Below are 21,709 nucleotides of genomic sequence, written 5' to 3'. Positions count from 1 at the left end.
TACCATATAACTGGTGATGATAATATGAAGGGTAATATATTTAATATTCAAAAATTTAGTATTCATGATGGTCCCGGTATTCGTACCACAGTTTTTCTAAAAGGATGTCCATTAAGATGCTTATGGTGTGCTAATCCTGAATCTCAGGATTATAATATTCAGCTGCTTTATGATGCTGATAAGTGCATTCACTGTCAGTCATGTGTAAAAGCCTGTAAAAGCGGAGCATTAACACATGAAAATAATAGAATAGTTGTAGATTATTCAAAGTTTGATGGTAATCTCGACTGTGTGAAAATCTGTCCTACTCATGCTTTAACTAATGAAGGTGCGTATATGAGTGTTGAAGATGTTGTTAAAGTATGCTTACAGGATAAAGATTTCTATGAAGAATCTGATGGAGGTATTACAATTTCCGGCGGTGAAGGCATGAGTCAACCGGCTTTTCTTAAAGAGCTGATCCCTGTATTAAAATCATTTGGTCTGCATACAGCCATTGAAACAACAGGATATATTCATAAAGAGACTTTTAAAGAACTGGCAGTATTGTTTGATTTATTACTTTTCGATATTAAACATTATGATAGTAAAAAACATTTTCTAGGTACTCATGTTTATAATGAACTTATTATTGAGAATCTTACATGGGCTATTGAACAACATTTAAATATTCTTCCTAGAATTCCGGTTATTCCTCATTTTAATGCCTCTTTAGAAGATGCTAAGGGATTGGCTGATTTAATAAGTAATCTTGGTCTTCAGAAAGTTCAATTGCTTCCTTTTCATCAAATGGGTGAAAAAAAGTATCAGCTTCTCAATAGAAAATATGAATTTAAAAATGTAAAAGCTTTATATCCGGAAGATTTACAGGATTACCGGAAAGTATTCTTAGATAAAAATCTGGATTGTTTTTTCTAAATACTGCGAAAGCAGTATTTTAAATGATCCAATCTCATTGTCTTAATATCATCAGCCCTAATGAATTTAAGTAAATTCTATTATTAAATAATATTGTTGTAGATGAAAAACTCAGATTAAATTTCTAAGAGCCTTAAAAAAATAATATTTTTGCTTTATCTGACAAATACTATACTGCAAAAAAGTCTTCTAAAATAAAAAGATGAGCTTGCTAGCTCATCTTTTTGAGATCAGAATTAAATATCTGTGTTCTAAACATTTGAATTTCTTCCTTATAAGGAGCTTTATTATCAATATAAGGCGTTTCCAGTATTTTAGGTACATTTTCTAAGCGTTTATTATGGACGATTGCATTTAAGATATCAAAGCCAATCGTTCCATAACCAATATTCTCATGTCTATCTTTATGAGCACCTCTAGGATTTTTTGAATCATTGACATGAACAACAAGAACTTTATCAAGTCCTATTTTTTGATCAATCTCATCTAAAATTTCATCAAACAATGATAAATCATAACCGGCATCATTCAAGTGACAAGTATCTAAACAAATACCAAGTTTATCCTTATAAAAAACATGATCAATAATATAAGCCAGCTGATCAATAGAAATACCTAATTCACTGCCCTTTCCTGCCATTGTTTCCAGACATACAACAACATTCTGATTTTCTGTTAAAACATCATTAAGTCCCGAAATGATAGAGTTTATGCCGGCTTCCTCCCCTGCCTTGACATGTGAACCCGGATGAAGAACCAGCCTTCTCATTCCTATTTCTTCTACTCTTTGTATTTCTTCTCTGAGAAAAGAAACCGCCAGTTCATAAGTCTCTTTCTTTAAAGTATTAGCAAGATTAATAATATAAGGGGCATGAACAACTATATTATTCTTATCTATTCCATTTTCTTTCATAAGTGCAAGAGCTTCCTGAATTTTCATCCGGGAAACAGGCTTTCTTTTAGTATTCTGAGGTGCTCCGGTATAAAACATGAATGTATTGGCATTATATGACAATGCTTCTTTGACACTGCCAAGAAGCATGTCTTTACCGGTTAATGAGACATGTGACCCTATTAATAATTCCATGTGTCATCTCTCTCCTGATTTTTTTGCCTTTGTGCTTCTTTATATCTTTCTTTTCTTTGACGTTTTATATCTTCTCTGATGATTTCTCTTTTCCTCTTAGAATAAAGTTTAGCGACTTCTTTCTTACGTTTCTTTTTATAGCCGGGCTTTACTTTAACAGGTTTCCTAATAATTTTAGCAACTTCTTTTTCTAATGCATTGGGCTGATGTATTCTGCTTTTTCTTTTTAAACGTTCTCCGGCATCAGTTAAAGTATTATTCTTGACATCTTTTAAAAGAAAATGAATACCTTTTTTCTCCAAAGATTCAACCATTGCCTGATTACTTGTATCATACATAGAATAGCACTCACCGATATATTTACCTCTTCCACATCTTCCTGAACGATGAATATAAAAATCCTTTTCCTTTGGAAACTCCATATTAATAACATGACTGACACCGTCTATATCAATACCTCTGGCAGCAATATCAGTTGCAATAATATATTGATATTCATTATTATGAATACGTCTCATCACCTGTTTTCTTTCACGCGGTTCTAAATCACCATGAATTTCTCCAACTTTATAACCATCATCATACAGTTTGCGAGCAAGATTTGAAGCTTCTGATCTGGTATTACAGAAGACAATACAGATATAAGGATCAATCATATTCATGATTGAGGTGAGAATCTCATAGCGGTCTTTATGTTTAGTAGAGATAAGATAATGATTAATATGAGTGCTTGATACTTCTTTTTCATCTATCTGAATAAGCTTTGGGTTTTTCATATATTTTCTTAAGAATACCTGTAATTCCTGTGGTATTGTTGCTGAAAAGACAAGCATCTGAAGATCATCTTTCATTTTACCCAGCACAGCATCTAAGTCTTCTAAATAACCAAAATCCAGTGTCATATCTGCTTCATCAATCACAAAAATATCAGCTGTTGTAATCATTAAAGCCTGTTCATTCAAAGAGAGATCCTTAATTCTTCCCGGTGTTCCAATAACTATATGAGGTTGATGATTTAATTTTGAAATAGTCTTTTGCTTATCACTGCCACCAATGATCAAAGAGACTCTCAGATTTTTATTATATTTTTTGAATACTTTTGCATTTTCATAAATTTGTGAAGCAAGCTCTCTTGTTGGAGCCGCAATAACTGCCTGTACATAATCTTTTGATGTATCAATCAAATTCATAATAGGAAATAAAAAAGCATGTGTTTTTCCTGTTCCTGTTTGAGAAATACCAATAATATCTCTCTTCTTCTTTATCAAAGGAATGACTTTCTCTTGTATTTTTGTAGGTTTATCAAAGTGCATATGATGGATTGTTTGATTCACGAAATCCTGAAATTGATAATTGTTAAATAAACTCATATTCTCGCCTCCTTTAAAAGCTCATTGATTATATCATAATTATCAAAAAAATCAAAAACAATATCAAATAAGTATATTGTCTTTACTTGCAGATACTAGAAAAAATGTGTATCTTAATATGGAAGGAGAGTATATATGAAAGTCACCGGAATTACCCCTCGCGGTTATTGTAAGGGTGTTGTCAGAGCTATTAATATAGTCAGGAAAGCAGCCAATAGTTCACAAAGACCTCTATATATATTAGGTATGATTGTTCATAATGAATATATTGTGAATGCATTAAAAGAACTTGGTGCTGTTACTGTTGAAGACGCTTCTAAAACAAGAATGGAATTACTTGATTCTATTAATCAAGGAACCGTTATAATCACCGCTCATGGAGCAGGAGAACAGGTTATGACTAAGGCTAAAGAAAAAGGCCTTAATATTATTGATGCTTCTTGCTTAGATGTCATCAAAACTCATGACCTGATTAAGCAAAGACTGCTTGAAGGCTATGAAATTCTTTATATTGGTAAAAAGAATCATCCTGAAAGTGAAGGAGCAATGATGATTGATTCTGATCATATGCATTTGATTACGGAAAAGAAAGATTTATTATCATTAAACCCGAACATAAAGTATTTAATAACCTCTCAGACTACAATGTCTTTATTTGATGTCTATGAGTTATGTGAATATGCTAAAAAGATACTGCCAAACTTAATTGTTGAGCAAGAAATCTGTAATGCTACTCGAATAAGACAAGAGGCTATTTCAAAAATGGATCCTGATATTGATATAGTATTTATAGTTGGCGATCCGCATTCAAATAATACCGCAAAGCTTGCTTCTATTGCTAAAAACAAAGCAGGAAAAGAAACCTATATGATTGAATCAATTGAAGACTTAAAAATTGAATGGCTTGAACATAAACATCATGCAGCTGTTTCTAGCGGTGCTTCTACACCTACTTCGCTTACAAATCAGGTTATTGATTTTTTAAAACAATTTGAATGGAATGATCTACAAACACACAACAAACCAAATGTTGATTACTCAAATATCTTATAATAAAATCACTTATCCTTATTGAATAAAGATAAGTGATTTTTTACTGCTTTATAAATAGAATTTATAATAATCAGGGGAATGGCTTTCAATAATCTCAACTGAGATTCTTTCTTGAAGATAAGCTTTTAATTTAGGAACCATAATTTTCTCAATATGATGTCCTACATCTATCAAAAGCTTATTTGTATTATATGCTTCTTCTCCGATATGGTACTTTGTATCACCTGTAATATAGGCATCTGTATCTGTTTCTAAGAAAAATTCACTGCCACTTCCACCACAGATAGATATAGTCTGAATTTCTTTTTTTAAGCCGGCATACTTAATTATTTCCACAGAATAAGTTTCTTTTACAAGTTTTAAGAAATCCTTTAAACCAAGAGGAGTTATTAATCTTGCTGATCTGACAAACTCATTAGGAGAAGAAACATCTTTGACCGGAAGCTTTTCAATCAGCCATTCATTCATATCTACTTTATCCAATGGAGTATGTGATGAATAAATAGAAAGACTATTTTTTATTGCAAGAGAAATCATTTCTCCTGTAGATGTCTGAGCATCTAATGATATTTCTTTAAACAGAAGAGGATGGTGCGTAATTAAAAGATTACATTCGTTTTCAACAGCTTCTTTAATAGTCCGTTTATCACAATCTAAAGCTATCATAATCTTTTTAACTTCCTGTTCTCTGTCTCCACACTGAAATCCGGAATGATCCCATTCTTCTTGCAAAGAAAGCGGATAACGCTGTTCTATGATTTCTATAACTTCTTTAACCTTCATAACATTAGCTCCTTTTCTATCATCTCAGCAAGGGTCTTTACTTCTAAATATTTTGGATGCTTATCAGATAATGACTTAAGAATCTTTTTTTGAATATTTAATTGTCTTTGCCATTTTTCTATAAAAAGTAATTCTTTCTTTCTTCTTAGTACAGGACCAAAAAGAATATCTTCATCTGATAATATTTGTTTCCCTTGCCTTGCGATTATCATTTCATAAATATGCTTTCCTTCTTTTACCATCTCTTCATCTATTATTTCAAGATGATGCTTATTCAGATAGCTTCTAAGTAAATCTATAGCAGTATTAGCCTGTAAAATAAACAAATGATTATTAAGCTGTTCCTGATGTTTATTTAGAATTTCTGTTATGAGAAGTCCTCCCATACCGCAAATAGAAATCATATCCGTTTTTTTATCACTGATTGGATCTAATCCATCTCCAAGCAACGGGATAACTTTTCCTTGAAGATGTTCTTTATTAATGGTTTCTTCTGAATTGCCCAATGGTCCTTTTGCAGCATCGCAGGCATATGCCTGACTAATTGATCCTTCAGTTAATAGAAAACAAGGCAGATACGCATGATCAGTGCCAATATCTGCCAAAATTTCTCCGTTTTTATGTTTTTGAATTAATTGAGCAATTTTCTTTAGTCGAATAGAATGTAAATACATTATCTATCAAGAAAATCCTTTAATCGTTTAGAACGTGATGGATGTTTAAGCTTTCTTAATGCCTTAGCTTCTATTTGTCTGATTCTTTCTCTAGTCACATTGAATTCTTTACCAACTTCTTCCAATGTTCTTGTTCGTCCATCATCTATCCCAAAACGTAATCTTAACACTTTTTCTTCACGATCCGTCAATTCCAGCAATACTTCATTTAATTCATCTTTTAATAGTTCATTAGATGCATAATCATCAGGACTCATTGCCCCTTCATCTTCTAAAAAATCTCCTAAATGAGAATCATCTTCTTCGCCGATAGGAGTTTCCAAAGAAACAGGTTCCAAAGATATTTTCTGAATATCTCTGACTTTTTCAGGTGTCATACCTTCCATTTTATCAGCAATTTCTTCAGCTGTTGGTTCTCTTCCTAATTCCTGAATAAGCTGTCTTTGAATTCTTGTCAGCTTATTAATTGTTTCAACCATATGGACAGGAATGCGAATTGTTCGTGCCTGATCAGCTATTGCTCTGGTAATAGCCTGTCTAATCCACCAAGTAGCATAAGTGGAGAACTTAAAGCCCTTTGTATAATCAAATTTTTCTACCGCTTTAATTAACCCCATATTTCCTTCTTGAATCAAATCAAGGAAAAGCATCCCTCTTCCTACATATCTTTTTGCAATAGAAACAACAAGTCTCAGATTTGCAGCCGCAAGCCTCTTTTTAGCATTATCATCACCATCTTTAATCTTCATGGCTAATTCTACTTCCTGCTCCTGAGTAAGAAGATCAACTGTTCCTATTTCTTTTAGATACATTTTAACCGGATCATTAATCTTTACATTACTGCCAAGCTGATCACTATCATCTTCTTTTGATGATTCTTCAATCATTGAAAAAGTATCATCAAGATCCAATCCGGCATCAAAGTCCATATTAGGCGTATCATCTGTATCGTCAACATCCAAATCAAGATCTAAATCATCCAGCGGATCTTCTTCAATCAAAATATCATCATCACTTAATTCATCTAAACTGCTATCTTCTAATGTAATATCAGGATGATCATTAATAAAATTTGTCAGATCCTCAATCGATTCATCATCAAGATCAAATTTTGCAAAGAATTCATCCAAAGTATCTGATGAAAGTCTTCCCTCATTTGATTTTGCATTTTCCAATACCATTTCTTTAATATCATCTAGAGTTACTACTTTATTACTTTTCTTTGGGCTCATTATTTTGCCTCCTTTTTAAGATTATTTATTTCCTGAACAATTTCAGCTTGCATCTGTGGATCCAAAACATGCTTAAACTGTTCTAAAAGCTGCTGTTTTTTTAACTTAACCGCATTCAATGAAATAGTTCTAATATAGTCATCAATAGCCTGCTGCTGTGATGAAGCGGGCAAAGGCAATTTCATTGATGCAATTTCTGTTAAAAGAGAAATCAGAATATTCTTTTTTTGATCATTGATACGATCATTAAGTATTCTATCTATCAAATCTGCTTCTTCCATAATATTATGATGACGATAATAATCCACAATATAGCTTGCCAGTATACGATAACTGTCATTATACATAAATCCTGCCTTGCTTTGATAAAGCATAGCTGTATTGCGATCATTAAGCATATAAAAAATTAAATTTTTTTCAGCTATCAGATATTTATCCACAATAGTCTGAGTCTCCCTAATCTGATAGGCAACGTCAGAATAAGATGGTTCTCGCTTTTTAGATTCTTTCGCTTTAATACGTCTTACAATAAGATCTCTTGAAAATTGCGTCAAAGATGATAGTTTTCTAATACTGTCATCTCTCTGCTTATCATCATCTATCAGATTAATAGCAGCAATGCCCTTATCAAACAGCTGACTGCGATCATCATAATTTCTTAAATCTAAATGACTTGATTCATAAGTTAAAAGAAAATCAAATGGTGTTAATTCATCTGAAAGAACTCTGTCCAAAGCATTTTTCCCATCTTCCATATAAATCTCATCCGGATCTTTTCCTTCAGGTAATAAGATAATTCTTACCGTAAAGCCATGAGATGATAAGAAATCTGTTGCTTTCATTGCAGCATTCTGTCCGGCATTATCACCATCTAAACAAATGACAATCTTCTTTGTCATACGTCTTAAAAGCTGTAGATGTCCATTTGTAAGAGCTGTTCCCATCAAAGCAATCACATTATCATAACCTGCTCGATGCATTGCGATTACATCCATAAATCCTTCATTAAGATAAACAAAACCTGCATCTCTCGCCGGCTTTAAAGCACGATGATAATTATAAAGCATATCTCCTTTAATAAAAATATCCGATTCCGGAGAGTTCATATACTTAGCGCCTTCATCATTAGCTTTATAAATTCTTCCGGAAAAGCCAACCACCTGACCATTTGAATTATGTAATGGAAACATAATACGATCACTAAATCTGTCATAATGTCTAGATGATTCAATAACAAGACCTGAATTTTCCATTTCAACAGGTTGATAACCAAGCTTAGTAAATGCTTCGTAAAGAATAGACTTCACAGGCGCATAACCTATTCCAAACATTTTAATAACTTCATCATCAAAGCCTCTGCCTTTTAGATAGTCCATAGCAAGTATGCCTAATTTTGTTTGTAAATAATAAGAATAGATTTTAAATGCTTCCTCATGCATATCATAATAAGGCTTTAATTTATCATTTACCCGGAAAACCGGTGCATCTAAATGATACCCTGTTATATCCACATGACCTAACAAAGCAACTTCTTTAACAGACTCAAGATAAGAAATATGAAGATATTCCTGCAAGAACTTAAAAACATTACCACCATTATGACACACAAAACACATATAAATCTGTTTTGATTCTGAAATAGATAATGAAGGATGTGTATCCTGATGAAATGGACATATAGCAACATAATTTCTTCCCTTTTTGGTAAGTGAAAGATACTGCCCCATAACATCAACAATATTGACACTATTTCTTATTTCATCAATTTTTTCCTGAGGAATTCTCGCCATAGAATCACTCCTTATTCAAATGAGATCTTCTTAGAAATATAATCTTTAAGTTCACTTATTGATATTCTCACCTGTTCCATTGTATCGCGGTCACGAACAGTCACGGACTGATCAGATGCAGTATCAAAATCTATTGTGATACATAATGGTGTACCGATTGCATCCTGTCTTCTATAACGCTTGCCAATTTTGCCGGCAGCATCATATTCACAATTAAAATCCTTACATAAATCTCTATATATAGCTTCTGCTTCATTAGACTGTTTTTTAGTAAGAGGAAGAATAGCGGCTTTAACAGGTGCTAAAGCAGGGTGAAAATGCATAACAATACGGCTATCATTTTCTAAGTCCTCTTCATCATAAGCATCAGCAATAACTGATAAAAACAAACGATCGGCACCTACAGAAGGTTCAACCACAAAAGGAACATACTTTTCATTTGTATTAGGATCAAGATAAGATAAATCCTTTTTAGAATATTCCATATGCCTCTTTAAATCATAATCCGTTCTATCAGCAATTCCCCATAATTCTCCCCATCCAAAAGGATATAAGAATTCAATATCTGTCGTTGCTTTAGAATAGAAAGATAATTCTTTTTGATCATGATCTCTAAAACGTAAATTTTCCGGTTTTAAGCCAATATCAGTCAAAAACTTCATACACTCACTACGCCAATATTCAAACCACTCTAAATCAGTATCCGGCTTAGTGAAGAATTCCAATTCCATCTGTTCAAATTCTCTTGTACGGAAAATGAAATTACCGGGTGTAATCTCATTTCTAAATGACTTACCTATTTGTCCAATCCCAAAAGGCACTTTCTTTCTAGATGTTCTCTGAACATTCTTGAAATTCACAAAGATGCCCTGAGCTGTTTCAGGACGCAAATAAACAGTATTCTTAGCATCTGAAACAACACCCATAGATGTTTCAAACATTAATTCAAATTTTCTAATATCAGTAAAATCATGACTTCCACAATGAGGACAAGGTACATTATGCTCTTTAATATAGGCCATCAATTCCTCAGGCGTCATGCCATCAGCATGAACTTCGCTATCAAAGTCTTCAATCAGCTTATCAGCACGATGTCTTGTCTTACACTGCTTACAGTCAATTAAAGGATCATTAAAATTACCAATATGTCCGCTAGCCATCCAAACTTTTGGATTCATAAAAATAGCTGAATCAATACCGACATTATATATAGACTCCTGAATGAATCTCTTCCACCATGCATTCTTAATATTATTCTTTAATTGAACTCCTAAAGGTCCATAGTCCCATGTATTCGCAAGTCCATCATATATTTCTGAACCTTGGTAAACGAATCCCTGACTTTTTGCATGGGCAATTAGTTTTTCCATTTCTATCTTTACCATAATTCCTCCTATTATAAATAAAAAAACCTAGCATTAGTAAGCTAAGTCAATCTATTTCAAATATCATTATTAATACACTTATAGTGGTTAATTGTCAACCAACAATAAGTGTATTAAAGATAGGTACGTTGATTAAGAAAATCAAGTATATCCTTAAATACTTTCCTTTTCTTCTCACTCTTTAATAGCTGATGTCCACCTTCCGGATAAAGACATACAGTCACATCTTCTACACCAATACTCTGATAACTGCGAGCAATATCTTCAGTATCTTTTCCCCGATGTATCATCAAATCATTCTTTCCCCCAAGCAATAAAATCTGTAAATGCTTTGGTGTTGAAACAATGGTTTTTTGAGTATTAGCGGTAGTAATAATACGATAAATATCTTTATAGCCTTTAACCGTATAACTAAAAGGATGTAATCCGATATCCTTATGATGCTTATTTATTTTTAAATACTTGATATTTGGATGATATTTATCACCTTTGACTTTTCCCATAATTTTAAGAATTAATGATTTAGATGCATGATTATTAAGCTTAGCTAAACTAGAAACAAGAATCATTCCCTGTATATATTCTCCATAAACAGAAGCATAAAGACGAATCAAACTTGCTCCTAACCCTACTCCCAGAAAAAAATAAGGTACATCATTATAATCCTCAAAAATAAGATGATGCAGGTGATGCAAATCTTCAACCAGTCTTGGCAAAGTTTCTTCTTTACCAAAATAACCTTGTTCAAAATCAATAAGTGATTGTCCATGTCCCGGCAAATCACTCACCACAACAACATATCCCTGATTCAGTAAATAAGAAGCTAAGGCATCATAATGAGAAAGATTTTCAGTTAAATCATGTTCAATAATCACAACTGCTTTAACTCTCAAAATAACTTTCGGCTCATAAATCATAAAATGTACATGAGTACGAAGTCTTGATGTATAACTATCTTCACGCTTCATAATGCTGCTCCTTTTTATAATATAGTCTGAATAAATATTTTTGCTTTTAAATGGATACCACAGTATTCATCAATATAATAATCTAATATAGGCAGAATATCCTTCACTTCATTTCCTAAATGAAGCTCATGTATTCTTTCCGGCGGACATTTATAGATATGCCTCAATGCTTTTAAAGCTATTGGCATTAAAACTTTATCTTCTCCTAAAGTATGCCGATAACAAACAAACCCACCTTTATCAGCACTAAAAGCATGAACATGGCTGTTTTTACAGACAGTACAGCCATCCACAAATAATGACACACCATTAGTTTTAAGAATATAACAGTTAATCAATGCATAAACAGTCAGATAAGAATAACCTTCATCCAGCGCTGAAAGCATTGTCTCTAAAAACTGATAAGCTACCTTTGATGGACTATTTTCTTCAACATAACGATAATAGTATTCTAAAAGATAATCAGCTACAATTTCATATTCAATGGAATCCTTAATATGCCGATAATAATTAAGAGCTGTTCCTTTAATCAAAGGACAGAGTCCTTTTTTAAGGTTAATGATAAATTCACTATATGTCAGACTTTGAATACTGGGAGCATTCTTACTGGTAAGTTTTTTTGTCCCTTTAGCAACCAAAGTAATCTTCCCATAATCGTAAGAATAAACCGTAACCAGCTTATCGGCTTCTTTATAAGGCATTGTCTTTAAAACAATACCCTTTGTTTCACTAAGAGTAGTCATCCTGATTATAACCGAACTCTTTTAGATACTTTGCCTTATTACGCCAGTTACTTTCCACTTTCACAAAAAGCTCTAAATGAACTGTTTTTCCTACAAACCTGGTCATCTGCCTTCTTGACTGTTCACGTATTTTCTTAATCATCGTCCCTTGTTTACCAATGATAATACCTTTTTGTGACTTACGGTCTACCACAATAGCTGCCATAATAGAAATATCATGTTCCGTTTCTTTCCAGTCTTCTACTACAATCGCAACATTATGAGGAACTTCTTCTCTAGTAAAATAAAGAATCCTCTCTCTGATAAATTCAGAAAGAATGAATTGCTCGGGATGATCTGTAATCATATCCTTAGGATAAACCGCTTCACCTTCAGGAAGTAATTCTTTTACTGCCTTCAATAACTCGTCAACATTGTCACCATGTAAAGCACTAATCGGGATAATCTGATTAAAAGAAAATAACTTCTGCCATTCCAATATCTTTTTTGCTAATTCCTCTTTCGTTAAAAGATCGCTCTTGTTAAGCAAAAGAAAAACCGGACAATCAGCATTCTCTAAACGACTGACAATAAAACGATCTCCTTTTCCTATTATCTCATCAGCCGGAGCAACAAACAAAACAAGATCCATATCCTGAATACTATTAAGAGCATTACTATTCATAAAAGAACCTAAGCCATCCTGCGGCTTATGAATACCCGGTGTATCTAAAAACACAATCTGAGCATCATCATCAGTATAAATTCCTTGTACACTATTACGTGTTGTCTGAGCAGTAGCAGAAGTAATAACCAGCTTAGTTCCTAAAATCTGATTCAAAAGTGTACTTTTCCCTGCATTAGGTCTTCCGACAATACTCACAAATCCAGATTTATACATACAAATCCTCCCCTAAAAACATTCTTGGCATAAGTTCTTTCATATTTGTCACTTCATAGTAATCATGAGACCCCAAAATAACAGGTGTTAAAGGATCAAGAAGTTCTGCTAAAGCCTGGCGGCAGGCACCACAGGGAGAAATAAGCTTTGGTCCTTCGCCCACAATCGCAAGTGCTTTAATATCTTCTTTATGATAACCTCTACAATAAGCTCCAAAAACCGCGTTACGTTCAGCACACATTGTTGTTCCATAAGCAGCATTTTCAATATTACAGCCATGTATAAATGTTCCGTCCTTTAATTCTATACAAGCTCCTACAGGAAAATGAGAATAAGGAATATAAGCATGCTTAGATGCTTTAAATGCTTCATCCACTAAATACCGGTAATCCATACCATCACCCTCTTCTAATATCTAAATAATCTAAAATTCTATCTTGCAAAGCAAACATAATTTTCTCATCTTCTAATGTCATATGATCATATCCAAGCAAATGACATAACCCATGAGTAAATAGAAAACACATTTCTCTTCTTAAACTATGCCCATATTCAGTTGCCTGTGCTTTTGCATGATCCACAGAAATAAATATATCACCAAGACTCCTTGGCATTCCCTCCACAAAGAAAGAGTCATTATCTTCCATTGCAAAACTAATAACATCGGTACTGTAATCAATATCCCTATATTCCTTATTAATCTGATGAATTCTCTGATCATCAGTTAAGATAGCACTCACTTCCACATCATCATGAATATCCAGCAGATTGAGTGCTGTTTCAATAATACTATAAAAGTCCTGACTATAGTCTTCTTTAAAATCTTCTATTTCATTTTCATAAACAAAATCAATGTTCATTATCTTCTAACCCTGATATCCTTTACTTTTCCTGTTTCAATTATAACATAAGTATCCCCCTTGTTCATCAAATTATTACGATGAGTCACAATAATAAACAATTTATCAGGATAATGCTCCTTAATGCTCCTAATGATGCGCTTAGCTTTCTTAAAATCAACATGACTAAACGCTTCATCCAGTAAATAAACATCACAGTCATGCAACAAAGCTCTTGCTAAAATAAGGAGCTGCTGCGCTCCGGCAGATAAGGGACTTCCATCTTCTTTTAAAGATATTTCAAGCTGTGTAAATAATTCCGGATAATCAAGAACATGACTGATCTTCTCTATTTTATTTATATCCTCGCACATTAGATTATCAAAAACAGTCCCTTCAATAAACCCATCCTGATGAATATAAGCTATCCTTTGATGCAAAGAAGAATTTTTAATAGTTGTAATATCCTGATTATTAATCAGAATCTTTCCCTTAAAATGAGTATCTTCACCATTAATTAAACGCAAAAAAGTAGACTTCCCTGATCCGTTAGCACCAACAACAAATAAAGACTGATTAATATGCAAATCAAAATGGCTGAGCACCTTCTGATGATATCCATAAGAAAAGCTGACATTATTTAAATAAATATCTTTTACCTTCTCTTCAATAATCTCTTCCTTTAAAGCTTCTCTTTCTAAAAACTCCTTATAGTGCTCATACAAAACAGCAGATTGTTTAAATTGAACAAAGACTGACATGCTGTTCATTACAGATGGAATCATCAAACTATGAAGCATATAAAACATAAAAATATGTCCCATCGATAAAAGACGATGCCGATACAAATACAATCCCATCACTAAAATCATTACTGTTCCTATCAAACTTAACATTTCAATGCTCATAGACATCTTTAAAATCAACATCCTCTGATCTTCTTTAGCATTAGCCTCTTTTTCATAAACCATATCATAATCCTTAATATATTTTGCTTTGCCAAGATAAACTCTACCCAAATTGCGATGCCCAATAAAACTCAAAAGCTTCTGACTATGACAATTATGAGCCTGAAGAAAATGTTTATAAAAAGAAAGAATATCCTTGCTTTTATATTTAACATATAAAATAATCAGCAAAATATCTAAAAGAATCAGACCCGCCAAAGATAAACAGATCAGACACATCCCTGCCATCAGCACAATTATTACCAATAAATCAATAAAAACCGCCTTAAAGAATTCTATTGTATAGCCGGATAAATCATATAAAGAGATAATTTTTGAATGAATCATTCCAATATCCTGATAAAAACAATCTTCAGGAAGATCTAAAATACCCTTAGCACTTTGATAGACATACTCTTTATCTAGAGAGCGATGAAAAAGTATAGAATTCTTTTCCTTTGTACGTTCCAGAAGAATTTTCATCACATTCAAAAGAAAATAAGACATACACACAATTAAACTCATAACTATCGGCGAATCCGTATGAATAAAATCAATCATAAAAGAATACAATCCTGTAATAATGTAGCTAATAACCGCAATCAGTAAAGAAACCTTTATCATTTGATGTATTTCCCTTTTATAAAGCTTATAAAGACCTTTCAAAAATGACCCATAGGTTCTCTCACTATAATCATAATATCTTCCTAAATGATTAATACTGATTACATTCTGACTATAAATATCCGACAGTTCTTCTCGACTATATTTCACAATGCCAATTGACGGATCACCGATTATATACTGTTCTTTTTTAATTTCATATAAAACTACATAATGTCCTAATTCTCCTTGGATACAATGAAGAATACAAGGCAAAGATAATGTCTCCTCTATATCATCTAAAGATGCTTTATAAGCCATTGATTCAATATTATAAGAATGCAATGCTTCAATCATGCCTTTTATCGTACTGCCGGAACTATCAGGTCTGACTTTCCTTTTTATATTTATAGCATCTTCATTCACTCCATAATACTTAAGTATCATCTTAATACAATAAACACCGCACGATGTCTCATCATCTTGTAAGTATACCGGGTACTTGCTCATAAAAATCCTCCTTACTTATTTATACCCGGAAAATAAAGTGTTTTCTCACTTAAAAAGAAAGAACACTTTATTCTTTCTTAATAATAAGAGCACTATTCATTATGAATAGTGCTCACTCTTATTTCAATGGGGCGGCTGATGGGGTTCGAACCCACGAATGCCGGAGCCACAATCCGGTGTGTTAACCACTTCACCACAGCCGCCATCTTTAACACTAGAGAGTATATCTTAAAAAAACAATCTTGTAAAGGACAAAATAAAAACAAAAATCCTTTTTAGCTCTTATTTTATTGAAAATCATAGATCTTCCTCCTATAATAAACATGAGGAGGGAATTATGAAAATACTAAGTGCAACACTTATTTCCAATACAATTTCATTAAAAAATATACCAACTTCTTGTGAAGATGCTCAGCAAATTCTCTCTTTCTCATCTAATGGAGATGTTAGCTTGCAAAGATATATTTTTGATCATAAACTCATTAAAAATAAAGAAGAAAGCACACACATCGATCACATCGATGAACTTTTTAATTTTATAGTATCCAGTTTTACAAAAACCGTTCCGATAAGTGCAACCTTAATCAATGACCAATGGGAACTGATTTTAAATACTGATGAAGGCTATCAATGGTACAATGGATCGTTAGATGGAGGTCCACTTGTTAATAACAAAAACTTTAGTCGGTATTTAAAGGAACTTTTACCTTTTGAGCATTTAATAGCTTTTGGATAAAGAAAGAAGGAATAAAAATGAAAAAAATAAAAAATATCCTATTACTTAGCTTATGTACCCTTTTATTAAGTGGCTGTATGAAATTCAATATGTCAATAACCGTTGATAAAAACGGAAATACTTCTCTAGCTACCGAGATACTTGTTTCAGAAGATTTAATTAAGACTGCTCAGCAGACAAAAGAATCTTATCTTAAAAGTCTTAAAGAGCAATATCAGAATGAAAATGTTACTATTAAAGAAATCTCTAAAAAAGATAAAGATGGTACAAATTATATAGGTATATCAGCCGTATCGAACAATAATAAATCTTCTCTCAAAGCAGTTAAAAAAGATGGACGTATATCTTTATCCATCCCTGTAAAAGATTTAACCGACTCTTTAAACAATAAAGATTTTAATGACGCTATGAAGACCTATAATTACTCTTTTGGCCAACTAAAAAAACTAGGTGTTCAAATGATTATTACTATTACTATGCCATCATCACCAAAAACAAATATTGGTAAAGTTAGTGGAAATACTGTAACTATTGATTTGCTTGATGAACTATCAAAAGATTCAAATAATCAAATACAAACTATTGAAATATCTTCATCAGCCAACGATTATCGTTATTATTACTATATTGCAGGTGGGATAGTTATAATAGGTGTCATCGGAGCTATAATTATGCTGATAAGAAAAAAGAGAAAACCTTTAAAAGAAGCTTGATAGAGCTTCTTTTAATTCATTTTCAGAGATATCTAAAAAACCTTGCACCATTAGCTTACTGCCTCCTCCTTTAGCACCTTTCTCTTTTAAAAGAGACAGCAGCTCTGATAAATCATTTCCTTTTATAATAAAACGATATCCCCGATGATCATTTCCTACAAAAATAGCTGTTAAAGAATGTGTTATATTATAATGTTCATCCACTAATTCTCTTTGCAGATGAGGAGCTAGTTCATCAATAAATAAACAGCTATTTCTTTTAAGTCTTTCAAAAAGCATTTCTCTTTGCAGGCTATGATATTTTTCTGATAGTTCTTTGTTTGTATTTAAAAGACCTTGTACATAGCTTAATAAAGTCTGATCATTAGCTGAAAGCAGATGATAAAGTTTGACTAACAGCTGATAATCTTTCTGAGCACTTTCTAAGGCACGTTTCCCCCCGGCTATGAAGAAACGAGTTCCTTTCTTCATATTCATTGTCTTAAGAATTTTAAACTGTCCTATTTCACCCGTTCTTAAAACGTGAGGAGCACAGCAGGCACATAAATCGATATCTTCTATTTCTACTAGGCGAACCGGTTCATTCAGTTCCTTTTTACTGCGATAATCAAGAAGAGAAGGATCCTCAGGATAAAAGGCTCTAATCTTTTTATTTTGAAAAATAACTTCATTAACTTTGTTTTCAAGCATCAGAATATCCTCTCTTGAGAAAAAGCCATTAAAATCAGCAGTCATATCTTCTCTTCCTAAATGAAATCCGATATTATCAAACCCAAACAATCTTTTTACAAGACCGGAGAGTATATGTTCACTGCTGTGATTCTGCATGTTAGAAAATCTAATATCAAAGTCAATAATTCCTTTAATAGTCTCCCCCAAATGCAATGAATGATCTTTAACGGTATGATAAATAATTCCCTCTTCAATCTGCACATCGATAACAGGTAGACCACTAATCGTTCCCTGATCACAGGATTGCCCTCCTCCTTCCGGAAAAAAGAGCGTCTGATCAAGAACTATTTTACAATCTATAATATCAATAATCTTGGCATAAAATTCTTTCTGATAAGCATTCTGTTCATATAATTTAACTGTTTTCATAACTATTAAAAAGTAGATCGGAGATCTACTTTCCTTTCACAAACTCCTTAATTTTACGAAAGCTGTCTGCTGACATTGCATGCTCCATACAGCAGGCATCTTCATAAGCAACTGATTCTTCAACGCCCATATCCATTAGCCAATTCATAAAAAACTCATGTCTTTCTAAAATATCTGTACTAATAGCCAGACCCTTCTCTGTTAAAAACAATTCACCGGAATCTTTCTTCTCAATAAACCCCTCAGCAGCAAGTTTAGCCATTGCGACTGAAACGCTGGATTTTCTAAAACCCAGCTTATTTGCAACATCGACAGAACGACAAGTACCCTTTTCTTTTGTAATCATAAGAATAGCTTCTAAATAGTCTTCTGATGACTGATGCATCTTGATCGGTTCATGATTCATATCATCACCCCTTTATATTCTTGCTAAAATTTTACTCATAAATAAAAAATTTGTCAATTTTTAGAATTTAAACTTCATTTTTTTATAATATATAAATTTTATTAGTATATATACATTCTTAATAAAATATGAAAATTATCTTTTTTTATTTCATTACAAAAACTAGTTGAAAAGTCAACTAATTTTTGTAATAATATATCTACATTCAAAAACAATAAAAATAATACACGTGAAGGAGGAAAACAGGATGAAAGTCATTAAGAGAGATCGCAGTCTTGTTGAATTTGATGGTCAAAAAATAGAACAGGCTATTTTAAAAGCAATGAGGTATGGTAGTGGTATTGTCCATGAAGAGACAGCTCATCAAATTGCGGTTGAAATAGAAAACTGGCATAAAAGTTCCGGAGCTAATCAGGTTGATATTTATCGTATTGAAGGTCAGGTATTTGAAAAACTGATTGATAAAGGAGAAATGCTGACAGCTAAAGCTTATGAGGGTTATCGTAAAGTCAGAGAATTCCAAAGAGAAGAAAATACTATCGATAAAGAAATCTACGGCATTATTAAACAGACAAATAAAGAAGCTATGGATGAAAATTCTAATAAGGATGCTGCTGTTTTAGCAACTCAAAGAGATTTAATTGCCGGCGAATTCTCAAAAGATTACTGTCGCAGACTTTTACTTCCTCCTAAAATTGTTCAAGCTCATGATGAAGGACTTATTCATTTTCATGATATGGACTACTTTATCCAAAAGATGTTTAATTGCTGCTTCGTGAATCTCAAAGATATGCTACAAAATGGCACGGTTATTAATGGCAAGCTGATAGAAAGTCCTAAATCATTCCAGACCGCTGCTACTATTGCTACTCAGATTGTTCAGCAGGTTGCCTGCGGACAATATGGAGGACAGACAATTTCTATCGCTCATCTTTCTCCGTTTGTAAGAATTTCTTATGAAAAGCATAAGAAATCCATTATTGATGAAGGTCAATCAGTAGGAATTGAATATACAAATGAGCAGATTGAAAAAATTGCTCATTCAAGATTAAAAGATGAAATTAAAGCAGGTGTACAGACTATTCAGTATCAGATTAATACTTTTTCCACTACTAATGGTCAAGCCCCTTTCTTAAGTGTTTTCATGTATTTAAATGAAGAACCGGATTATGTAAAAGAAACAGGTATGCTGATTGAAGAAATCTTAAGACAAAGATATACCGGCATGAAAAATCCGGTAGGTGCTTATATTACGCCTGCATTCCCTAAGCTTCTTTATGTCTTAGATGAAAATAATGTTCCTGATGATAGTGAATACAGATCTTTAACTGACTTGGCTGTAAAATGTGTATCTAAACGTATGATGCCTGATTTCCTATCAGCTAAAATATTGAAACAGAATTATGAAGGAAATGTTTTTGGTCCAATGGGATGCCGTTCTTTCTTGTCTCCTTGGAAAGATGCTGACGATCATTATAAATTATACGGACGTTTCAACCAAGGTGTTGTGACATTAAATTTAACAGATGTTGGCTTATCTGCTAAAAAGAATCTTGATGATTTCTGGCAGATTCTTGATGAAAGACTTGATTTATGTCATGAAGCTTTAATGCTAAGACACGAAAATCTAAAGAGTACATTATCAGATGTTTCACCTATTCATTGGCAATATGGCGCTATTGCCAGATTAAAGCCAGGTGAAACAATCGATAAGCTTCTAATGAACGGTTATTCTACCTTATCATTAGGTTATATCGGTCTTTATGAATGTGTTGTTGCCCTACTTGGAACAACACATACTCAAGGTGCCGGTGAGGAGCTTGCCGAAAAGATTATGCTTAGATTAAGAAAAGCATGTGATGACTGGAAAGCGGAATCAGGACTTGGATTTGCTTTGTATGGTACACCGGCGGAGTCTACAACATATAAGTTTGCTAGAACTTTAAAGAAAAGATTCGGTTCTATTCCCGGCATTACTGACAAGGATTATATCACAAACTCTTATCATGTTAATGTCAGAGAACATATTGATGCTTTTAAAAAGCTTGGTTTTGAAGCTAAATTCCAGACTATTTCTTCCGGCGGAGCTATCTCATATGTAGAAGTTACTAATATGACAAATAACTTTGAAGCAATGAAGTCTTTAATCAATTATATGTATGATACTATCCAATATGCTGAAATCAATACAAAGAGTGACTATTGCCAGAAATGTGGCTTTGATGGAGAAATTCTATTAGATGATCAAGGTGAATGGTATTGTCCAAACTGTGGCAACAGAAATCATAAGACATTAAATGTTTGTCGCAGAACATGCGGTTATTTAGGGGATAACTTCTGGAATAAAGGACGTACACAGGAAATACAAGAGCGATTTGTTCATCTGGACAATCGTATCTACAACACAAAATAAGAAAAGCCCTTTAAAGGGTTTTTCTTTAGGAGTCAGATATGCATTACGCACAAATAAGAGATATAGATATAGCAAATGGTGAAGGTATTAGAGTCTCTCTCTACACACAAGGATGTCATATTCATTGTCCTGGCTGTTTTAATGAAGAAACATGGGATTTTAATAGAGGTGAAGTCTTTACTGACAGTATTAAAAAACAGCTTATTGATTTAATTAACAAACCCCATATCGATGGTTTTACCTTACTCGGCGGTGAACCCATGTCTCCAGAAAATACTGAAGTAATAGATCAGCTGCTTAAAGATATTAGAGAACAATGTCCTAATAAAACAATCTGGTTATATTCATCTTATCTATATGAGATATTATTAAGAAATAGAAAAAATGCTTTAAAATATGTTGATGTTTTAATAGACGGTCCCTTTATTGAAGATCTCAAAGACCTTAAATTAAAATTTAGAGGATCAACCAACCAAAGAGTTATTGATGTTCAGGAGTCTTTAAAAACAAACACTATTGTATTACATAAGTTTAAAGAAATTTAAAGGAGCGGTTATC

21 protein-coding genes and 1 tRNA gene are annotated in these 21,709 nt (G+C 32.8%); 6 read left to right on the top strand and 16 right to left on the bottom strand.

What is annotated here, in order from left to right; translation table 11 throughout:
* Window positions 1–24 precede the first annotated feature (24 nt).
* A complete protein-coding gene (locus tag HMPREF9943_RS06070; protein WP_004803106.1) occupies window positions 25–918 on the top strand; it encodes a glycyl-radical enzyme activating protein in 894 nt (297 codons plus the stop codon).
* Window positions 919–1,129: 211 nt separating this feature from the next.
* Here the strand turns inward: HMPREF9943_RS06070 and HMPREF9943_RS06065 are convergent, their stop codons facing one another.
* Together HMPREF9943_RS06065 and HMPREF9943_RS06060 are read right to left on the bottom strand one after the other, a co-directional pair.
* A complete protein-coding gene (locus HMPREF9943_RS06065) occupies window positions 1,130–2,005 on the bottom strand; it encodes a deoxyribonuclease IV (protein WP_004803105.1) in 876 nt (291 codons plus the stop codon).
* Entirely contained in the window at window positions 1,993–3,375 is a 1,383-nt protein-coding gene (locus HMPREF9943_RS06060) for a DEAD/DEAH box helicase (protein ID WP_004803102.1), read from the bottom strand. The genes HMPREF9943_RS06065 and HMPREF9943_RS06060 overlap by 13 nt, the downstream gene beginning before the upstream one ends.
* 135 nt (window positions 3,376–3,510) lie before the next feature.
* Between HMPREF9943_RS06060 and HMPREF9943_RS06055 the strand changes: the two genes are divergently transcribed.
* Entirely contained in the window at window positions 3,511–4,428 is a 918-nt protein-coding gene (locus tag HMPREF9943_RS06055; protein WP_004803100.1) for a 4-hydroxy-3-methylbut-2-enyl diphosphate reductase, read from the top strand.
* A 48-nt stretch (window positions 4,429–4,476) separates the two neighbouring features.
* On the opposite strand, the gene HMPREF9943_RS06050 is transcribed toward HMPREF9943_RS06055, so the two are convergent.
* The 12 genes from HMPREF9943_RS06050 to HMPREF9943_RS05995 form a co-directional block, all read right to left on the bottom strand.
* A complete protein-coding gene (locus HMPREF9943_RS06050) occupies window positions 4,477–5,211 on the bottom strand; it encodes a Nif3-like dinuclear metal center hexameric protein (protein ID WP_004803098.1) in 735 nt (244 codons plus the stop codon).
* Entirely contained in the window at window positions 5,208–5,885 is a 678-nt protein-coding gene (locus tag HMPREF9943_RS06045; protein ID WP_004803096.1) for a tRNA (adenine(22)-N(1))-methyltransferase, read from the bottom strand. Before HMPREF9943_RS06045 ends, HMPREF9943_RS06050 begins: the two co-directional genes overlap by 4 nt.
* Window positions 5,885–7,117, bottom strand: coding sequence for an RNA polymerase sigma factor RpoD (rpoD, locus tag HMPREF9943_RS06040; RefSeq protein WP_004803094.1), 1,233 nt, complete (start codon window positions 7,115–7,117; stop codon window positions 5,885–5,887). Before rpoD ends, HMPREF9943_RS06045 begins: the two co-directional genes overlap by 1 nt.
* Complete coding sequence (dnaG, locus tag HMPREF9943_RS06035) at window positions 7,117–8,907, bottom strand: DNA primase (RefSeq protein ID WP_004803092.1); 1,791 nt, start codon at window positions 8,905–8,907, stop codon at window positions 7,117–7,119. Before dnaG ends, rpoD begins: the two co-directional genes overlap by 1 nt.
* 11 nt (window positions 8,908–8,918) lie before the next feature.
* Window positions 8,919–10,292 carry a glycine--tRNA ligase gene (locus tag HMPREF9943_RS06030; RefSeq protein ID WP_004803091.1) on the bottom strand — a complete coding sequence of 458 codons (1,374 nt, stop codon included), beginning with the start codon at window positions 10,290–10,292 and terminating at the stop codon, window positions 8,919–8,921.
* A gap of 113 nt (window positions 10,293–10,405) precedes the next feature.
* Window positions 10,406–11,260 (bottom strand): alpha/beta hydrolase, encoded by an 855-nt coding sequence (locus tag HMPREF9943_RS09715; protein ID WP_004803089.1) that lies wholly within the window; start codon window positions 11,258–11,260, stop codon window positions 10,406–10,408.
* A 14-nt stretch (window positions 11,261–11,274) separates the two neighbouring features.
* Complete coding sequence (gene recO, locus HMPREF9943_RS06020; protein ID WP_004803086.1) at window positions 11,275–12,003, bottom strand: DNA repair protein RecO; 729 nt, start codon at window positions 12,001–12,003, stop codon at window positions 11,275–11,277.
* Complete coding sequence (gene era, locus HMPREF9943_RS06015; RefSeq protein ID WP_004803084.1) at window positions 11,990–12,883, bottom strand: GTPase Era; 894 nt, start codon at window positions 12,881–12,883, stop codon at window positions 11,990–11,992. Before era ends, recO begins: the two co-directional genes overlap by 14 nt.
* Entirely contained in the window at window positions 12,876–13,277 is a 402-nt protein-coding gene (locus tag HMPREF9943_RS06010) for a cytidine deaminase (RefSeq protein WP_004803081.1), read from the bottom strand. Before HMPREF9943_RS06010 ends, era begins: the two co-directional genes overlap by 8 nt.
* A 4-nt stretch (window positions 13,278–13,281) precedes the next feature.
* Window positions 13,282–13,743: an rRNA maturation RNase YbeY gene (gene ybeY, locus HMPREF9943_RS06005; RefSeq protein WP_004803080.1), complete on the bottom strand. Its 462-nt coding sequence runs from the start codon at window positions 13,741–13,743 to the stop codon at window positions 13,282–13,284.
* Complete coding sequence (locus HMPREF9943_RS06000; protein WP_004803078.1) at window positions 13,743–15,782, bottom strand: cysteine peptidase family C39 domain-containing protein; 2,040 nt, start codon at window positions 15,780–15,782, stop codon at window positions 13,743–13,745. The genes ybeY and HMPREF9943_RS06000 overlap by 1 nt, the downstream gene beginning before the upstream one ends.
* Before the next feature lie 127 nt (window positions 15,783–15,909).
* Window positions 15,910–15,985, bottom strand: a tRNA-His gene (locus HMPREF9943_RS05995).
* Between the two features lie 134 nt (window positions 15,986–16,119).
* Between HMPREF9943_RS05995 and HMPREF9943_RS05990 the strand changes: the two genes are divergently transcribed.
* Window positions 16,120–16,518, top strand: a complete 399-nt coding sequence (locus HMPREF9943_RS05990; protein ID WP_004803077.1) for a hypothetical protein — start codon at window positions 16,120–16,122, stop codon at window positions 16,516–16,518.
* Window positions 16,519–16,535: 17 nt separating this feature from the next.
* Window positions 16,536–17,231 (top strand): DUF3153 domain-containing protein, encoded by a 696-nt coding sequence (locus HMPREF9943_RS05985; protein ID WP_004803074.1) that lies wholly within the window; start codon window positions 16,536–16,538, stop codon window positions 17,229–17,231.
* On the opposite strand, the gene HMPREF9943_RS05980 is transcribed toward HMPREF9943_RS05985, so the two are convergent.
* Both HMPREF9943_RS05980 and HMPREF9943_RS05975 read right to left on the bottom strand, forming a co-directional pair.
* Window positions 17,217–18,332: an alanyl-tRNA editing protein gene (locus HMPREF9943_RS05980; RefSeq protein ID WP_004803073.1), complete on the bottom strand. Its 1,116-nt coding sequence runs from the start codon at window positions 18,330–18,332 to the stop codon at window positions 17,217–17,219. The two genes, HMPREF9943_RS05985 and HMPREF9943_RS05980, sit on opposite strands and share 15 nt — an antisense overlap.
* A gap of 25 nt (window positions 18,333–18,357) precedes the next feature.
* Window positions 18,358–18,738: a metal-dependent transcriptional regulator gene (locus tag HMPREF9943_RS05975; protein WP_004803071.1), complete on the bottom strand. Its 381-nt coding sequence runs from the start codon at window positions 18,736–18,738 to the stop codon at window positions 18,358–18,360.
* 247 nt (window positions 18,739–18,985) lie between these two features.
* Between HMPREF9943_RS05975 and nrdD the strand changes: the two genes are divergently transcribed.
* Together nrdD and nrdG are read left to right on the top strand one after the other, a co-directional pair.
* On the top strand, window positions 18,986–21,151 hold the full coding sequence (gene nrdD, locus HMPREF9943_RS05970) for an anaerobic ribonucleoside-triphosphate reductase (RefSeq protein WP_004803069.1): 2,166 nt from the start codon (window positions 18,986–18,988) through the stop codon (window positions 21,149–21,151).
* A 38-nt stretch (window positions 21,152–21,189) separates the two neighbouring features.
* On the top strand, window positions 21,190–21,696 hold the full coding sequence (gene nrdG, locus HMPREF9943_RS05965) for an anaerobic ribonucleoside-triphosphate reductase activating protein (RefSeq protein ID WP_004803067.1): 507 nt from the start codon (window positions 21,190–21,192) through the stop codon (window positions 21,694–21,696).
* The last annotated feature ends 13 nt before the right edge of the window (window positions 21,697–21,709 follow it).

Origin of the sequence: Eggerthia catenaformis OT 569 = DSM 20559 (assembly GCF_000340375.1) — a bacterium.
GTDB lineage: Bacteria > Bacillota_I > Bacilli_A > Erysipelotrichales > Coprobacillaceae > Eggerthia > Eggerthia catenaformis.
Note: the sequence above shows the minus strand (reverse complement) of the source record. Positions and strands in the feature narration are given on the sequence as shown.

What these genes read in the sequence shown, in the direction of transcription:
- HMPREF9943_RS05980 (WP_004803073.1), bottom strand. Translation starts at nt 18,332, where the DNA reads ATGAAAACAGTTAAATTATATGAACAGAATGCTTATCAGAAAGAATTT.
- HMPREF9943_RS06030 (WP_004803091.1), bottom strand. Translation starts at nt 10,292, where the DNA reads ATGGTAAAGATAGAAATGGAAAAACTAATTGCCCATGCAAAAAGTCAG.
- HMPREF9943_RS06055 (WP_004803100.1), top strand. Translation starts at nt 3,511, where the DNA reads ATGAAAGTCACCGGAATTACCCCTCGCGGTTATTGTAAGGGTGTTGTC.
- rpoD (WP_004803094.1), bottom strand. Translation starts at nt 7,117, where the DNA reads ATGAGCCCAAAGAAAAGTAATAAAGTAGTAACTCTAGATGATATTAAA.
- dnaG (WP_004803092.1), bottom strand. Translation starts at nt 8,907, where the DNA reads ATGGCGAGAATTCCTCAGGAAAAAATTGATGAAATAAGAAATAGTGTC.
- era (WP_004803084.1), bottom strand. Translation starts at nt 12,883, where the DNA reads ATGTATAAATCTGGATTTGTGAGTATTGTCGGAAGACCTAATGCAGGG.
- HMPREF9943_RS05975 (WP_004803071.1), bottom strand. Translation starts at nt 18,738, where the DNA reads ATGAATCATGAACCGATCAAGATGCATCAGTCATCAGAAGACTATTTA.
- HMPREF9943_RS05990 (WP_004803077.1), top strand. Translation starts at nt 16,120, where the DNA reads ATGAAAATACTAAGTGCAACACTTATTTCCAATACAATTTCATTAAAA.
- nrdG (WP_004803067.1), top strand. Translation starts at nt 21,190, where the DNA reads ATGCATTACGCACAAATAAGAGATATAGATATAGCAAATGGTGAAGGT.
- HMPREF9943_RS09715 (WP_004803089.1), bottom strand. Translation starts at nt 11,260, where the DNA reads ATGAAGCGTGAAGATAGTTATACATCAAGACTTCGTACTCATGTACAT.
- ybeY (WP_004803080.1), bottom strand. Translation starts at nt 13,743, where the DNA reads ATGAACATTGATTTTGTTTATGAAAATGAAATAGAAGATTTTAAAGAA.
- HMPREF9943_RS06000 (WP_004803078.1), bottom strand. Translation starts at nt 15,782, where the DNA reads ATGAGCAAGTACCCGGTATACTTACAAGATGATGAGACATCGTGCGGT.
- recO (WP_004803086.1), bottom strand. Translation starts at nt 12,003, where the DNA reads ATGACTACTCTTAGTGAAACAAAGGGTATTGTTTTAAAGACAATGCCT.
- HMPREF9943_RS05985 (WP_004803074.1), top strand. Translation starts at nt 16,536, where the DNA reads ATGAAAAAAATAAAAAATATCCTATTACTTAGCTTATGTACCCTTTTA.
- HMPREF9943_RS06045 (WP_004803096.1), bottom strand. Translation starts at nt 5,885, where the DNA reads ATGTATTTACATTCTATTCGACTAAAGAAAATTGCTCAATTAATTCAA.
- HMPREF9943_RS06060 (WP_004803102.1), bottom strand. Translation starts at nt 3,375, where the DNA reads ATGAGTTTATTTAACAATTATCAATTTCAGGATTTCGTGAATCAAACA.
- nrdD (WP_004803069.1), top strand. Translation starts at nt 18,986, where the DNA reads ATGAAAGTCATTAAGAGAGATCGCAGTCTTGTTGAATTTGATGGTCAA.
- HMPREF9943_RS06010 (WP_004803081.1), bottom strand. Translation starts at nt 13,277, where the DNA reads ATGGATTACCGGTATTTAGTGGATGAAGCATTTAAAGCATCTAAGCAT.
- HMPREF9943_RS06070 (WP_004803106.1), top strand. Translation starts at nt 25, where the DNA reads ATGAAGGGTAATATATTTAATATTCAAAAATTTAGTATTCATGATGGT.
- HMPREF9943_RS06050 (WP_004803098.1), bottom strand. Translation starts at nt 5,211, where the DNA reads ATGAAGGTTAAAGAAGTTATAGAAATCATAGAACAGCGTTATCCGCTT.
- HMPREF9943_RS06065 (WP_004803105.1), bottom strand. Translation starts at nt 2,005, where the DNA reads ATGGAATTATTAATAGGGTCACATGTCTCATTAACCGGTAAAGACATG.